Below are 12,889 nucleotides of genomic sequence, written 5' to 3' on the forward strand. Positions count from 1 at the left end.
AATATCGAAAACAGGTTATGAACGATGAATTAAAGGAATTTCTTGATGACCAAATAAGAACAATTGCTGATTCTAAGGAATGGGAAATTCTTGAACTTGAAGTCATGCCTGAACATATCCATCTTTTCATATCTACACAACCATTCATAGCACCTACTGATATTGTTAAGATTATGAAAGGAGTTACTGCAAAGAGAGTGTTCCAGAAATTCCCTGAATTACGAAAAAAAAAATGGGGGAAATCATCTTTGGTCACCAACTTATTATGTTGGAACTCATGGTCAAGTGTCTGCTGAAACAATTAAGAAATACATAGATGGTAGTTCCAATGGGGGACGTAATTCATCCACCTGTTCCAGTTCAGAGAACTGGAGCTCCCATTAAATCTACTATTTAATGTGAGTTTGAAAACGGTGGTCTTCTTACTCCAAATTGATAAAATGACGATATCATCTTTCCAAACATGTGAATGCACCTTATAATCAAAGGCCAGTAAAAACAATAGCAATATGAGCCAGATCCTTATATCTTATACCCTATATGACTCAACGTAATGAGTGAGACCTGCCCTGGTAAAACATGAGATGGTTTTCCCTATAAATCTTTCGATTACCACCAACTGTCGTATAAAAATATAAATTTTGCCTACTGGCAACCTACTATTTCTTTTTTCATAGCCGTATAACAGTTTTCAAATATATTCTGGCAGCCTTCTATTTCCAGAACCTCAAAATCAAATATCTCTGCAAATTCATCTACCTTTTCATCAAAGTTATCGGTATAAGGTAGTCCGGTCTTGATCTTGGCAACCCGCTTGTAACCGGTTATTTCATTGACCTTCCTGAGCATTTTAATCGTTTTTTCAGGTTTTGCAGGATCAACTCTCATAATTTCCCGCCAGGCATGTGCAAACATAGGTGTAAAAAGGAATGTACCCTTGTCACTGAATTTTTTAAGGGTCGACAGATACTCTTTACAGCCACCAAGGGTGGCGCCTACGCAATCATCAACTGTTCTTGTATCATCCCTTAAGATCCTTACAGGACATGAAGCTTCAAGATGTTCAAAGTCAGTTTCTATTTTATCAAATACATTTCCGCAAAGCCCATAAAAGAGAAGTATGCCACTGGAATAGTTACTCAGTCCTTCAAGTATTTTGTACACTTCATTTTTGAGGATTTTGGGAAACTCATGCAATGCAAGTTCAACCATGAACACCATAACCGTGTACCTGCGAGGATCGTTCTTATATGGTTCAGAATCTACAGGAAGTTTATCGGGAGATAAAAGCCTGAATTTCAGACCTGCCCTTTGAAGTTTTGAAGTGAAATCATCTTCCTGCCCGTTAGCAACAACCAGAATCTCATCTAATGATGAGTCATTTTCCAGAATATGTACAACTTCATCCTGAAGTATCTTGCAAGAAAGTATTGTCAGTAGTGGCATATTAGTACCTATCTCACTGGTTGTTATTCACTCTTTTGCATGTAGAGATAAACAAAGCTTATCACAAAAGCTACAATTCCGGAAGGAATGCCAATAAACAGCGAAAAGAATATCTTTTCCTGCAACGCCTGAGTAACAAGTACAGTTACCATTACAAAAATAACAAGGCTGATCATTACCATTTTTACAATATGCATCTCTTTATACCGTCCGGACAATTTCCACTGGTTTAGTAAAAATACTAGTATTCTTAATAAGATGAGAAGTTAACGCTCTTAAAGCCTGCATTTATCAGTTAATCAGGAACATACTAAAGGTGTAAGAATGGAAAACATACCAAAGGTAAGTGAAATAAACATCAGGAAGACAACGGAACAGGATATTTCTCTTATTATGAACTTTGTTCGGTCACTGGCTGAATTTGAAGGGCTTAGTGAACTTGTACGCTCAACTGAGAATAGTCTTCAAGAAGCACTTTTTGGAAAAAAGCCCTATGCAGAGGTAATCATAGCTGAAGTTGATAACGAACCAGCGGGCTTTATTATGTATTTCCACAGTTTCTCTTCTTTTGCCGGCAAACCCGGTTTGTATATAGAAGACATATTTGTCTATCCAAAGTTCCGTGGCCTTGGTGTTGGAAAAGCGCTTATGGTCCGTTGCGGGCAGATAGCAAAAGAACGTGGCTGCGGAAAAGTGGAGTGGAGCGTACTTGACTGGAACCCCGCAAGAAAGTTCTATGAACACTTTGGCGGTGAGCTGCAAAAAGAATGGCTCATATACAGGCTGGATGAAAAAGGCATACGTGAACTTGCAGAAAAGAAATAGCCAGATGAACTTTATCATCTGCTTTTACCTCATCTGCTTTTACCTCATCTGCTTTTACCTCATCTGCTTTTACCTCATCTGCCCTTAAAGTATTTTACTGAGGAACAGTTTTGTTCTTTCATGCCTGGCATTGGAGAATATGTCTTCAGGAGTTCCCTGTTCAACTATGACCCCATCATCCATGAAAAGTACCCTGTCACCAACTTCTTTTGCAAATCCCATTTCATGAGTAACAACCACCATGGTCATTCCTGCCTGTGCCAGATCTTTCATTACAGCAAGAACCTCCCCCACCATCTCCGGGTCAAGTGCTGAAGTTGGTTCATCAAAGAGCATAACCTTCGGATGCATGGCAAGGGCCCTGGCAATTGCCACTCTTTGCTTCTGTCCTCCAGAAAGCGCTGATGGATATACATTTGCCTTGTCTTCAAGACCTACTTTTGTCAGCAGGTTATGAGCACGCTTTTCAGCTTCCTCCTTTGAGAGCTTCCTTACTTTAATAGGCGCCATGGAAACATTCTGGAGTGTTGTTTTGTGAGGGAAAAGGTTAAAATGCTGGAACACCATGCCGGCTTCTTCACGTATCTTGTTGATGTTGATCTTTTTGTCAGTTATCTTTTCACCATCAATGATTATTTCACCGGAACTTGGCTTTTCAAGAAGGTTAATGCACCTGAGGAAAGTACTCTTACCTGAACCAGAAGGACCTATGACACAGACCACTTCATTTTCTTTAATGTCTACAGAGATGCCTTTTAATACTTCGAGCTCTCCGAATCTCTTGTAAAGGTCCCTAATTTCTATCACTGACACCAAGCCTCCTTTCTGAATATGCCACTATGCGCGATATTACAATTGTCATTAAAAGGTACATCAGTGCTACAGCAATATACACCGGAAATGCTGCGAATGTTCTGGAAATGTACAACTGTCCTGACTTCAGCAGTTCATGCACGCCAATTACAGCAAGAAGTGATGAATCTTTTAAAAGCGCTATGAACTCATTTCCAAGAGGAGGTATTATTCTTCGGAATGCCTGCGGAAGGATAATCTCCCTCATTGCCAGCCTTTCATTCATACCAAGAGAACGCGCTGCTTCCATCTGTCCCTTATCAATGGATTGAATGCCGCCGCGTACTATCTCTGCAATGTAGGCTCCACTGTTTATACTGCATACAATAATACCGGCAAGTATAGGATCTATCTGCAATGAATTACCCGTTGCATTGGAATACAGACCCGAAATACCATAGTAGAACAGTAAGATCTGAACCAGCAGAGGGGTTCCCCTTATGAAATCAATATAAACGATACATGGATACCTGAATATTTTTTTCCGGGATAACTTCCCAAGACCCGAGATCGTACCAAGTATCAATCCGAAAAATGGCATATGAGAAAAGATATTTACTTTGATGTTACAATTACATGTAGAAACTGCGGTCAGTACAATATGCAAACAAAGTGGACAAAAGGATACGAAGACTTCGGTGATGCATACCATATTCACAAAAATGTTTTTGTGATTGAACAAAACATCGATGAAGAATGCGAGATCGATGAATATGATGCAATAGCCCTGCATCTCGTTGTTTACGATAACGAAGTACCTGTTGCCACCGGGCGACTATTTGAGCACCATGACTCTTTTGTTATTGGAAGGATATGCGTGATCAAAGAATATCGCAACATTCGCCTTGGAAGTTTGTTGATGGAAATGCTCATTGAGGAAGCTATCACAAGGAAAGCAAAAGAACTGTACCTGTCTTCACAAGTCTACGCAACCGGATTTTATAAAAAGTTCGGTTTTTCAGAATACGGAGATATTTATCGGGAAGCAGGGATCGAGCACATAGCAATGGTCCGAAAGAACTGATGAATTTAATATCACCCGGTGCACGCAAAACATATTTAAAAAAGCAAAAAGGATGGTTTTATCCTTTTCACTCAATGAAAACCATTGATGCTATAACAGTTGTCCACTTACCATCTTTATTACCATATGCTGTCTGACAGAAGTGAGTGGTATCTATAATATGTCCGCTTGCTTTGTATACCTGTTCTCTTTCATGCCATGCAGAATCAGCATCAAATTCAACCCCCAGAGTTGTCGCAAGCATTGTCGCTGCCAGATCTTCAGCATACTCTCCTGCTTTGACCTCATCCTCGCCAAATGAATGATGCTCAGAGATATAACCATAGTTATTCTCATTTACAGGAACTGCAGTTCCAACAGCTGCTGACACGAGCCTGTGGGGTTCATTAGTATCATTACGTGCGAGAACACAATGCACAATCTCTCCTGCAGGCAATTCCTTCAGCCCTTCCTCTCTGGAAACCAGTTTACAATTCGGCGGAAGTATGCTGGAAACGGTGACAAGGTTGTATTGCTCGATCTGCGCATCACGCAAAGCCAGTTCAAAAGATGCCAATCTGTCTTTGTGTACGCCAACACCTTTAGTCAAAAAACTTTTTTTTGGAACCATTTAAATCATCACTTCAGTTATTATATATCATCTGGATTTACAGAAATTTATCGTTTTCCATGCTTTCTACACACAAACTGATTTCATCAATTCCAAGATTAAGATTGAAAAAGCATTCTCGTATAAGAACATTATGCATGATTCTGAATACGATAACCAGAAGATCTAATTAGCTTTCAAACCTCCGGTATTGCCCTGATTTAGAAATCTTCATGTTTAATACTTTTTCCTGAGCGGTTATTTTCAATCTATGCCATGTACATACATGACACTGTTAAAACAAATATATTCAAATAATAGTAACCCTTAAAACCACAGACCAATATGGAAAAGACCCGGGGGAGACTCTCGTTCTGAGTTAAATTTCGCTGCCCGTTCCTGGCAATGTGCAGATATTCTCTCGTTGGATCCAAATGATCATTTTATGAAGGTATTTATATGCAGGAAAAGATCAAAGAAATTGCAGCTCGTGTAAGGGAATTACGTGATATTTCAGATATCTCTGTTGAGGAGATGGCTGAAAAGCTGGCATTGCCTGTTGACACTTACTCCAGATATGAGAATGGGGAAGAGGACATACCTGCAAGCATTCTTCTTGAGGCCGCCCAGGCTCTGAATGTTGATATGTCTGTGTTGCTTACCGGTGAAGTTCCCAGGATGCATGTGTTCTCAGTTACCCGTAAAGACAAAGGTATCAGTGCTGAGCGCCGCAAAGATTACAAATACCAGAACATCGCTGCTAATTTTGCTAACAAGAGGGCTGAGCCTTTTGTCGTTAAGGTTGACCCTAAACCGGAAGGTACGCCTGTATCGATGAATTCCCATCCTGGACAGGAATTCGATTATGTCCTGGAAGGAACCCTTAAGGTTATCATCCACAACAATGAGCTTGTCCTTGAAGAAGGGGATTCTATTTACTTTGATTCCGGTTATGCACACGGGATGCAGGCAATAGGTGGAAAACCTGCAAAGTTCCTGGCTGTTATTTTATGAGGAGGCAGTATGACTTCATTACTCGATCGATATATTTCACGTGTTGAATATGATTCATATGATGATTTTAAGGAAAACTTCAAAATAAACGTTCCCGATAATTTCAATTTTGCATATGATGTCGTTGATGTCTACGCAGCACAGCAGCCTGAAAAGAAGGCTCTTGTCTGGTGTGATGACAACGACGAAGAAAAGATATTGACTTTCAAAGATCTTGAGTACTACAGTAACAAGACTGCCAGTATGCTTAAAGGTATGGGTGTTAAAAAAGGCGATAATGTCATGCTCATGCTTAAAAGCAGGTATGAGTTCTGGTTCTGCCTGCTGGGACTTCACAGGATCGGTGCTATTGCAGTTCCTGCTACACATATGCTTACAAAAAAAGATATAGTCTACAGAGTAGAGCGTGCACTTATCAATACTGTTATATGTGCACCTGACGAAGGTGTCCTGAAGTACGTGGATGAAGCTTATGATGAAATACGCAGCATACTGAAGAATCGTCTTGTCATCGGAATGGAGAGGGCTGGCTGGCTTGATTTCACCATCGAGATGGAAAAGGCTTCAGAAGACTTTGCCCGTCCGACAGGTGAGGACGCTACTACCAACAATGATATTTTGCTGAATTACTTCTCATCCGGAACCACAGGCTTCCCGAAGATGGTACAACACAATTATGTATATCCGCTTGCTCACATTATAACTGCAAAATACTGGCAGAACGTCACAGACGATGGTCTTCATTATACAGTTGCTGATTCCGGCTGGGCAAAGTGTGTGTGGGGTAAGATATACGGCCAGTGGCTTGCCGGCAGCGGTGTTTTTGTATATGATTATGAAAAGTTCAGTGCAGACAGGATGCTTGAGAACGCCATCAAGTACGGAGTAACTACATTCTGTGCTCCTCCGACCATATACAGGTTCCTTATCAGGGAAGACCTGAGCAACTATGATTTCAGTAAGCTCAAGTACTGTGTAACGGCAGGAGAACCATTGAATCCTGAAGTTTATGAACAGTTCCACCGCATAACCGGAATGAAGCTCATGGAAGGTTTCGGACAGACAGAGACTGTTGTTTCAGTTGCAACCTACCCGTGGCTTGAACCAAAACCAGGTTCTATGGGCAAACCTTCACCTGAGTATGATATCCTTCTTCTTAACAGCGAAGGCAAACCGTGTGACGTCGGTGAAGAGGGCGAGATCGTCATTGACACCAGCTTTGGCAATCCTCCGGGAATATTTACCGGATACCGTTCTGATGAGCAACTGACCTCAAGGGTCTGGCATGACGGATATTACCACACCGGGGATATGGCCTGGATGGATGAGGATGGTTACTTCTGGTTCGTTGGCAGGGCCGACGATATCATAAAGACATCCGGTTACCGTGTAGGTCCTTTTGAGGTTGAGAGTGCTCTGATAGAACATCCTGCTGTCCTTGAGTGTGCTATTACAGGTATTCCTGACGCAGTGAGAGGACAGGTAATCAAAGCAACCATCGTGCTCACAAAAGATTACACCGCAAGTGATGAACTGAAAAAAGAGCTTCAGGACCATGTGAAGAAGGTCACTGCACCTTACAAGTACCCACGTGTAATAGAGTTTGTACCTGAACTTCCAAAGACTATCAGCGGAAAGATCAGGCGTGTGGAAATACGTGACCATGATATGGAAAGCAAACAGTAGCTTCCTATGTAATATTATGTAATATTCAACATCCAGGACCATAAAGTAAATAGATGTTTAATGTCTCTATGGACTATTCCTGGTTCCGGGATATTATTTTTATCTAATTAAAATGAGGCATTGTATTATGTCAGGCAAGAAAGAACCGTACCCGGTTATCAATATCATAGAGTGTAAAGCCTGCGGACGTTGTATTGTTGCATGTCCGAAAAGTGTCCTGAGAATGAGCATGGAGCTCAATGAGAGAGGATACCGCTATATAGAATATGCAGGCGAGGGCTGTACAGGTTGTGCCAATTGCTACTATACCTGTCCTGAGCCGCTTGCCATAGAGATACACATTCCGCTTAAGGATGAATAACTTAAGGTGAGAACACATGGCAACACAATTAGTAAAAGGTAACACAGCAGCTGTTATTGGTGCATTGTACGCTGGCTGTGACTGTTATTTTGGTTATCCCATTACACCTGCAAGCGAGATATTGCAGGAAGCTTCCAAATACTTCCCCATGCTAGGAAGAAAGTTCGTACAGGCAGAATCAGAAGAGGCTGCCATAAATATGGTCTACGGGGCAGCATCTGCAGGTCACAGGGTCATGACCGCATCTTCTGGTCCCGGTATCAGCCTGAAGCAGGAAGGAATTTCCTATCTTGCAGGTGCAGAGCTTCCCTGTGTCATAGTAGATATTATGAGAGCAGGTCCCGGGCTTGGTAACATCGGCCCTGAGCAGGGTGACTACAGTCAGGTGGTCAAAGGTGGAGGACACGGTAATTACAAGAACATAGTCCTGGCTCCAAACTCTGTGCAGGAAATGTGCGACATGGTAATAAAAGGCTTTGAACTTGCTTTCAAGTACCGAAACCCCGTTGTTGTGCTGGCTGATGGAGTGCTTGGCCAGATGGTGGAGTCCCTGCAATTCCCGGAGGTTTCTGTTAAGCCGGAAATCGATACTTCATGGGCTGTAAGCGGAACTCCGCAGACCAGGGAGAATCTTGTTACATCTATCTTCCTTGATTTCAACCAGCTTGAGGAATTCAACTATGAGATCCAGGAGAAATACGAAACCATAGAGGAAGAAGAGGTCGATTATGAAGATTATATGGCAAGAGATGCATCCATCATCCTTGTTTCATACGGCATCAGCAGTCGCATATGCAGGTCAGCCGTTGACCAGGCAAGAAAAGAAGGCATCAATGTCGGTCTTTTCAGGCCAAAGACACTCTTCCCGTTCCCGAAGAAAGAGCTGAAGGAAATAGCTGGCTCCAAGGAATGTACTTTCGTTTCCGTTGAGATGAGCAATGGACAAATGCTTGAGGATATCAGGCTGGCTATTGAGTGCAGCAGGCCCACATCTCTTGTATATCGCATGGGCGGTAATCTGATCACAATGGACCAGGTGCTGGAAAGAATAAGAGAGATTGCTGCCGGGGAGGAATAAAGATGGCAGAGAAGATAATAAAAAGCTCAGGCTTGTACCCTGAATTCTCCCGCAAGGGAGGTGCAGCACCCACTGCAACCCACTACTGCCCAGGATGCGGACACGGTGTCATCCATAAACTAATTGGTGAAGCACTGTCTGACCTGAGGGTACAGGATCGCAGCGTTATGATAAGTCCTGTTGGTTGTGCGGTTTTCGCTTATTACTACTTTGATTGCGGCAATATCCAGGTGGCACACGGTCGTGCTCCTGCTGTGGGAACAGGTGTTTCAAGGGCACAGGATGATGCAGTTGTTATTGCTTATCAGGGAGATGGTGACCTTGCCTCCATCGGCCTGAATGAGACACTACAAGCAGCTAATCGTGGGGAGAAGATGGCTGTTTTCTTCGTCAATAATACTGTTTACGGTATGACTGGCGGCCAGATGGCACCGACCACTCTTATAGGAGAGAAGACCGTCACATGCCTTGAAGGAAGGGACCCCAGTTTTGCAGGTTATCCGCTACACATGTGTGAACTTATCAACAACCTGAAGGCTCCTGTATTTATCGAAAGGGTTTCAGTTTCCGATATATCCCACACAAGAAAAGCACGCAAAGCTATCCGTAAAGCACTTGAGATACAGCGTGATGGCAAAGGATACACATTTGTGGAGATACTTTCAACCTGTCCTACAAACCTGAACCAGAACTCAGAGCAGAGCACCAAATTTGTGAATGAGCAGATGGAGCAGGAATTCCCACTGGGCAATTTCAGGGACCTGTCTGATGAGACCGAGCCACTGCACCGTGGAGAAAGTGTCTTTGACAAACAGGCAATTGATGCTCTTTTCAATCTTGAGACCGAATCATCCCCTGATGCAGTCCTTGACCCCTCATTCCCTGAAGTCCAGATTAAGGCGGCAGGATTTGGAGGTCAGGGTGTTCTCAGTATGGGACTGACCCTCGCACACGCTGGTTGTGATGCACAGCGCTTTGTTTCATGGTATCCTTCATACGGTCCGGAACAGAGAGGCGGTACATCCAACTGTTCGATCGTGATCTCAGGTGAATCAATAGGCTCTCCGGTGGTCTCAACCACGGATGTCCTTGTTGCATTGAATCGCCCGTCACTGGAAAAGTTTGCAGTGGATGTTAAAAAAGGCGGTTACATATTATACGATTCAACGATAGGTGAATGCGATATCCCCGAAGGAGTAAACGGAATAGCCGTCCCGGCGGTAAAGATAGCAGGTGATGCAGGTTCAGAAAAAGCTGCAAACACTGTCATGCTCGGAGTTATTATGGCTCTTGGGATCACCGGTCTAAGTAAGGATAATTTCAAAGCCGCCCTGGCTGAAACTTTCTCCAGGAAACAAAAGCTCATTCCGCTAAACCATGCTGTCCTTGATGCTGCAGCCTCCTGGGCAAAAGAGAATATGTGATACGGAACTTTTAAAACATTAACTGATACAGGCTTTAATGCCTGTTACATTTTCTTTTTCAGACATACCTTTTAATATTCGCATGTTTTTAATCTAATAAGGGAGTGATAAAAATGACTGTAAGTAATGTGATCGAAGCTAATGACTCGAACTGGGAAGAACTTCTTGTTAATCAGGAAAAGCCCATGGTCGTTATGTTCTATCTTCCGGCCTGTACTCATTGCAAGGAAATAGAACCATATTTCAGGGATTATTCCAATGAGTTCCATGATTCATGCACTTTTGTCAGGATGAACGGACTGGAGAGTCCTTTGACTGCAAGGAAATATGGCGTCAGAGGAACTCCAACTTTCAAGTTCTTCTGCCAGGGACGTGCTATAAAAGAAGAAGTAGGCCTGGTCTATCCGTCCATACTTCGAAAAGCCATTGACGAACTCATAAAACATGGCAATGAATGCGTATTGCACACATCGCCTATGCCCGATGAAGTTTCACCGTACGAGTGAATCCGTTTTCCATTTAACTTTTTATTCCTCTTTGATAAACTCACCCTTAACGAACTGGTAATATAGCGGCTTACCTGTTGCTATCTCCAGTTCTGGTATGTCCTTATCACTGATGTTCTCAATATACTTGACCACGGAGCGCAGGCTGTTACCGTGAGCGGCAACTATGACGTTCCTGCCGTCTTCAAGCTGGGGGATGATATGTTCCTTAAAGTAAGGGATCGTGCGTTCGTATGTATCTTTAAGGCTCTCACCACCCGGAGGCTGCACATCATAGCTTCTTCTCCAGATGAATACCTGTTCTTCCCCGTAAACTTCCTTTGCTTCCTGTTTGTTCTGTCCCTGCAGCTTCCCATAGAAACGCTCGTTAAGGGCATCACTTGAATATATAGGTATCTCGGAATCATCGAATCTGGAAGGATGATACGACCATTCATTCCTTTTCTTACTCTCATGCAGAAAAATACCAGTTTTTTTCTGTTTTGCAAGTATAAGGAAAAGTGTTTCCTGTGCTCTGGATAGTTTGGATGTGAAAGCAACATCAAGCTCAATATTCTGAAGCTCATCTGCGCAGTCCGTTGCCTCTTTAATGCCTTTTTCGCTCAGGGGCACATCCACCCAACCTGCAAACCTGTTCTCAAGATTCCATTTAGATTGTCCGTGTCTTACCAGTATCAGATAGTTCATTGCATATCCCCATTTAACTGATATAGTATTTTGCTGGCTCGTTATTAAAACCTTGAGGTAATCCAAATGATCCTAAGGTAACTTTGATAAATATACCCGGACATTATTCTTCAAGCCATGAATACAGAAAACAGACATTTTAATTCGGATTTCCTGCCGCTGGTCACTCCACCACAGAGGAACGGTAACAGCGACACATATTGTTTCGCATTTAAGCAACGTGAGCTATTACTTGTGAATGAGAATGGAGATTTAAGGTTACCTTCCCTTGAAGAAACAGAGGATATGGGCATCAATATTCTAAGAAAGCAGTATCTGGGTGAACTTAAAGATGTTTCCTGTTTTTCAATGGAACTTGATTCTTCAAATGATGCGGACAAGATTGTTACGAGTGTCATAGGAACGACTACCGGGAATGCCGTTGGAACTGCAACATTTGTCGGTCTGCGTGAACTTCCAGGAATTCTGGAAGAGCCTCTTGCTGCGCTTGCAGGAAAAGCTGTTCACATCATGGAGTGGGACAGGAACACTATTTTCTGCGGCAGGTGTGGCTCTGTGACATCACTCAAAGAGAATGAAAGAGCAAAAGAATGTCCTGAATGTGGATTTCTTGCGTTTCCAAAGATCTCTCCTGCGATAATCGTGCTAATAGAAAAAGAAGACCAAATTCTGCTTGCCCGTTCTCCTAATTTCAAACCTGGATTATACAGTAACATCGCCGGCTTTGTGGAACCCGGGGAATCAATAGAACAGGCTGTAGTAAGGGAAGTTATGGAAGAAGTCGGTATATCGGTAAAGAATATCAGGTATTTTGGCAGTCAGCCCTGGCCTTATCCGGACTCACTCATGATAGGATTCACCGCAGAGTTCCTGGCAGGGGAAATAAAAGTTGACGGTGTTGAAATAGAGGAAGCCAGGTGGTTCAGGAAAGAAGAGATCCCTTTTGTCCCCAGAAACACAAGCATATCCGGCTGGCTGATAAAATATTTCATTAACAGGCATTGATAGGTCAAAAAGTCCGTACTGTTAGAGTATACGGAAAATGCCTTTGTTCTTAAGAAGGCTTACTGCCAAAAAAATATTTACTGATATTTTCTTATTTTCTTATTTATATGAGAAGAATACTAAGTACACAAGATTTATACAGTCTGGTTGTAAAGTAATAAGAAATGTAACTATTCAGCCATCCTTCCAGCACTAAAGTAAAAATCAATATACTATGACCTCATTTTAACGTTCAGAAAAAAGATTTTATTGATCAGAGGGGATTTGTATAGAACGGGAAGAAATACTTGCAGTTTATGATGCTGGTCCTGAGGCAGTCGTCGAACTTGTTACTCAGCTATTTTTGATAATAGAAAAACTGGAAGAACGTGTCAAGCATCTGGAAGAGATGC

The 12,889-nt window shown here is 42.5% G+C and carries 15 protein-coding genes and 1 pseudogene; 10 read left to right on the top strand and 6 right to left on the bottom strand.

From position 1 onward, the window contains the following. A pseudogene (gene tnpA / locus BB781_RS13445) lies at positions 1-384 on the top strand (IS200/IS605 family transposase); the annotation flags it as partial. A 261-nt stretch (positions 385-645) separates the two neighbouring features. Here the strand turns inward: tnpA and BB781_RS13450 are convergent. Then, positions 646-1,446 carry a DUF1638 domain-containing protein gene (locus tag BB781_RS13450; RefSeq protein WP_094228997.1) on the bottom strand — a complete coding sequence of 267 codons (801 nt, stop codon included), beginning with the start codon at positions 1,444-1,446 and terminating at the stop codon, positions 646-648. 23 nt (positions 1,447-1,469) lie between these two features. Then, positions 1,470-1,628, bottom strand: a complete 159-nt coding sequence (locus BB781_RS15440; RefSeq protein WP_164997888.1) for a hypothetical protein — start codon at positions 1,626-1,628, stop codon at positions 1,470-1,472. A gap of 142 nt (positions 1,629-1,770) precedes the next feature. Here BB781_RS15440 and BB781_RS13455 point away from each other — a divergent pair, with 142 nt between their 5' ends. Beyond that, complete coding sequence (locus BB781_RS13455) at positions 1,771-2,271, top strand: GNAT family N-acetyltransferase (protein ID WP_094228998.1); 501 nt, start codon at positions 1,771-1,773, stop codon at positions 2,269-2,271. A gap of 84 nt (positions 2,272-2,355) precedes the next feature. On the opposite strand, the gene BB781_RS13460 is transcribed toward BB781_RS13455, so the two are convergent. After that, positions 2,356-3,084 (bottom strand): amino acid ABC transporter ATP-binding protein, encoded by a 729-nt coding sequence (locus BB781_RS13460; RefSeq protein ID WP_277985508.1) that lies wholly within the window; start codon positions 3,082-3,084, stop codon positions 2,356-2,358. Continuing rightward, positions 3,065-3,664, bottom strand: a complete 600-nt coding sequence (locus tag BB781_RS13465) for an amino acid ABC transporter permease (protein WP_094229000.1) — start codon at positions 3,662-3,664, stop codon at positions 3,065-3,067. The genes BB781_RS13460 and BB781_RS13465 overlap by 20 nt, the downstream gene beginning before the upstream one ends. A gap of 60 nt (positions 3,665-3,724) precedes the next feature. Between BB781_RS13465 and BB781_RS13470 the strand changes: the two genes are divergently transcribed. Beyond that, positions 3,725-4,147, top strand: a complete 423-nt coding sequence (locus tag BB781_RS13470; RefSeq protein WP_094229010.1) for a GNAT family N-acetyltransferase — start codon at positions 3,725-3,727, stop codon at positions 4,145-4,147. Between the two features lie 67 nt (positions 4,148-4,214). On the opposite strand, the gene BB781_RS13475 is transcribed toward BB781_RS13470, so the two are convergent. After that, positions 4,215-4,757, bottom strand: a complete 543-nt coding sequence (locus BB781_RS13475; protein ID WP_094229001.1) for a pyruvoyl-dependent arginine decarboxylase — start codon at positions 4,755-4,757, stop codon at positions 4,215-4,217. 438 nt (positions 4,758-5,195) lie between these two features. Between BB781_RS13475 and BB781_RS13480 the strand changes: the two genes are divergently transcribed. The 6 genes from BB781_RS13480 to BB781_RS13505 all read left to right on the top strand — a co-directional run bounded on the left by BB781_RS13480 (position 5,196) and on the right by BB781_RS13505 (position 10,805). After that, on the top strand, positions 5,196-5,750 hold the full coding sequence (locus BB781_RS13480; RefSeq protein WP_094229002.1) for a helix-turn-helix domain-containing protein: 555 nt from the start codon (positions 5,196-5,198) through the stop codon (positions 5,748-5,750). 9 nt (positions 5,751-5,759) lie between these two features. Next, on the top strand, positions 5,760-7,436 hold the full coding sequence (locus tag BB781_RS13485; RefSeq protein ID WP_094229003.1) for an AMP-binding protein: 1,677 nt from the start codon (positions 5,760-5,762) through the stop codon (positions 7,434-7,436). Positions 7,437-7,563: 127 nt separating this feature from the next. Continuing rightward, on the top strand, positions 7,564-7,797 hold the full coding sequence (locus BB781_RS13490) for a 4Fe-4S dicluster domain-containing protein (RefSeq protein WP_094229004.1): 234 nt from the start codon (positions 7,564-7,566) through the stop codon (positions 7,795-7,797). Positions 7,798-7,813: 16 nt separating this feature from the next. Beyond that, complete coding sequence (locus BB781_RS13495) at positions 7,814-8,875, top strand: 3-methyl-2-oxobutanoate dehydrogenase subunit VorB (protein WP_094229005.1); 1,062 nt, start codon at positions 7,814-7,816, stop codon at positions 8,873-8,875. Positions 8,876-8,877: 2 nt separating this feature from the next. Beyond that, the gene (locus tag BB781_RS13500; RefSeq protein ID WP_094229006.1) at positions 8,878-10,299 is read left to right on the top strand and encodes a 2-oxoacid:acceptor oxidoreductase family protein; all 1,422 of its coding nucleotides are present in this window, start codon (positions 8,878-8,880) and stop codon (positions 10,297-10,299) included. A gap of 113 nt (positions 10,300-10,412) precedes the next feature. Continuing rightward, the gene (locus tag BB781_RS13505; RefSeq protein WP_094229007.1) at positions 10,413-10,805 is read left to right on the top strand and encodes a thioredoxin family protein; all 393 of its coding nucleotides are present in this window, start codon (positions 10,413-10,415) and stop codon (positions 10,803-10,805) included. Positions 10,806-10,826: 21 nt separating this feature from the next. Here BB781_RS13505 and BB781_RS13510 read toward each other — a convergent pair whose 3' ends face one another. Continuing rightward, positions 10,827-11,492, bottom strand: a complete 666-nt coding sequence (locus BB781_RS13510) for a 2,3-bisphosphoglycerate-dependent phosphoglycerate mutase (protein ID WP_094229008.1) — start codon at positions 11,490-11,492, stop codon at positions 10,827-10,829. A gap of 117 nt (positions 11,493-11,609) precedes the next feature. Between BB781_RS13510 and nudC the strand changes: the two genes are divergently transcribed. Then, positions 11,610-12,497 carry an NAD(+) diphosphatase gene (nudC, locus tag BB781_RS13515; protein WP_094229009.1) on the top strand — a complete coding sequence of 296 codons (888 nt, stop codon included), beginning with the start codon at positions 11,610-11,612 and terminating at the stop codon, positions 12,495-12,497. Positions 12,498-12,889 lie beyond the last annotated feature (392 nt).

The sequence above is a fragment of the Methanolobus psychrotolerans genome, from assembly GCF_002243045.1.
GTDB lineage: Archaea > Halobacteriota > Methanosarcinia > Methanosarcinales > Methanosarcinaceae > Methanolobus > Methanolobus psychrotolerans.

What these genes read in the sequence shown, in the direction of transcription:
- BB781_RS13465 (WP_094229000.1), bottom strand. Translation starts at nt 3,664, where the DNA reads ATGCCATTTTTCGGATTGATACTTGGTACGATCTCGGGTCTTGGGAAG.
- BB781_RS13455 (WP_094228998.1), top strand. Translation starts at nt 1,771, where the DNA reads ATGGAAAACATACCAAAGGTAAGTGAAATAAACATCAGGAAGACAACG.
- BB781_RS13475 (WP_094229001.1), bottom strand. Translation starts at nt 4,757, where the DNA reads ATGGTTCCAAAAAAAAGTTTTTTGACTAAAGGTGTTGGCGTACACAAA.
- BB781_RS13480 (WP_094229002.1), top strand. Translation starts at nt 5,196, where the DNA reads ATGCAGGAAAAGATCAAAGAAATTGCAGCTCGTGTAAGGGAATTACGT.
- BB781_RS13510 (WP_094229008.1), bottom strand. Translation starts at nt 11,492, where the DNA reads ATGAACTATCTGATACTGGTAAGACACGGACAATCTAAATGGAATCTT.
- nudC (WP_094229009.1), top strand. Translation starts at nt 11,610, where the DNA reads ATGAATACAGAAAACAGACATTTTAATTCGGATTTCCTGCCGCTGGTC.
- BB781_RS13500 (WP_094229006.1), top strand. Translation starts at nt 8,878, where the DNA reads ATGGCAGAGAAGATAATAAAAAGCTCAGGCTTGTACCCTGAATTCTCC.
- BB781_RS13485 (WP_094229003.1), top strand. Translation starts at nt 5,760, where the DNA reads ATGACTTCATTACTCGATCGATATATTTCACGTGTTGAATATGATTCA.
- BB781_RS13470 (WP_094229010.1), top strand. Translation starts at nt 3,725, where the DNA reads ATGCAAACAAAGTGGACAAAAGGATACGAAGACTTCGGTGATGCATAC.
- BB781_RS13495 (WP_094229005.1), top strand. Translation starts at nt 7,814, where the DNA reads ATGGCAACACAATTAGTAAAAGGTAACACAGCAGCTGTTATTGGTGCA.
- BB781_RS13450 (WP_094228997.1), bottom strand. Translation starts at nt 1,446, where the DNA reads ATGCCACTACTGACAATACTTTCTTGCAAGATACTTCAGGATGAAGTT.
- BB781_RS13490 (WP_094229004.1), top strand. Translation starts at nt 7,564, where the DNA reads ATGTCAGGCAAGAAAGAACCGTACCCGGTTATCAATATCATAGAGTGT.
- BB781_RS15440 (WP_164997888.1), bottom strand. Translation starts at nt 1,628, where the DNA reads ATGGTAATGATCAGCCTTGTTATTTTTGTAATGGTAACTGTACTTGTT.
- BB781_RS13505 (WP_094229007.1), top strand. Translation starts at nt 10,413, where the DNA reads ATGACTGTAAGTAATGTGATCGAAGCTAATGACTCGAACTGGGAAGAA.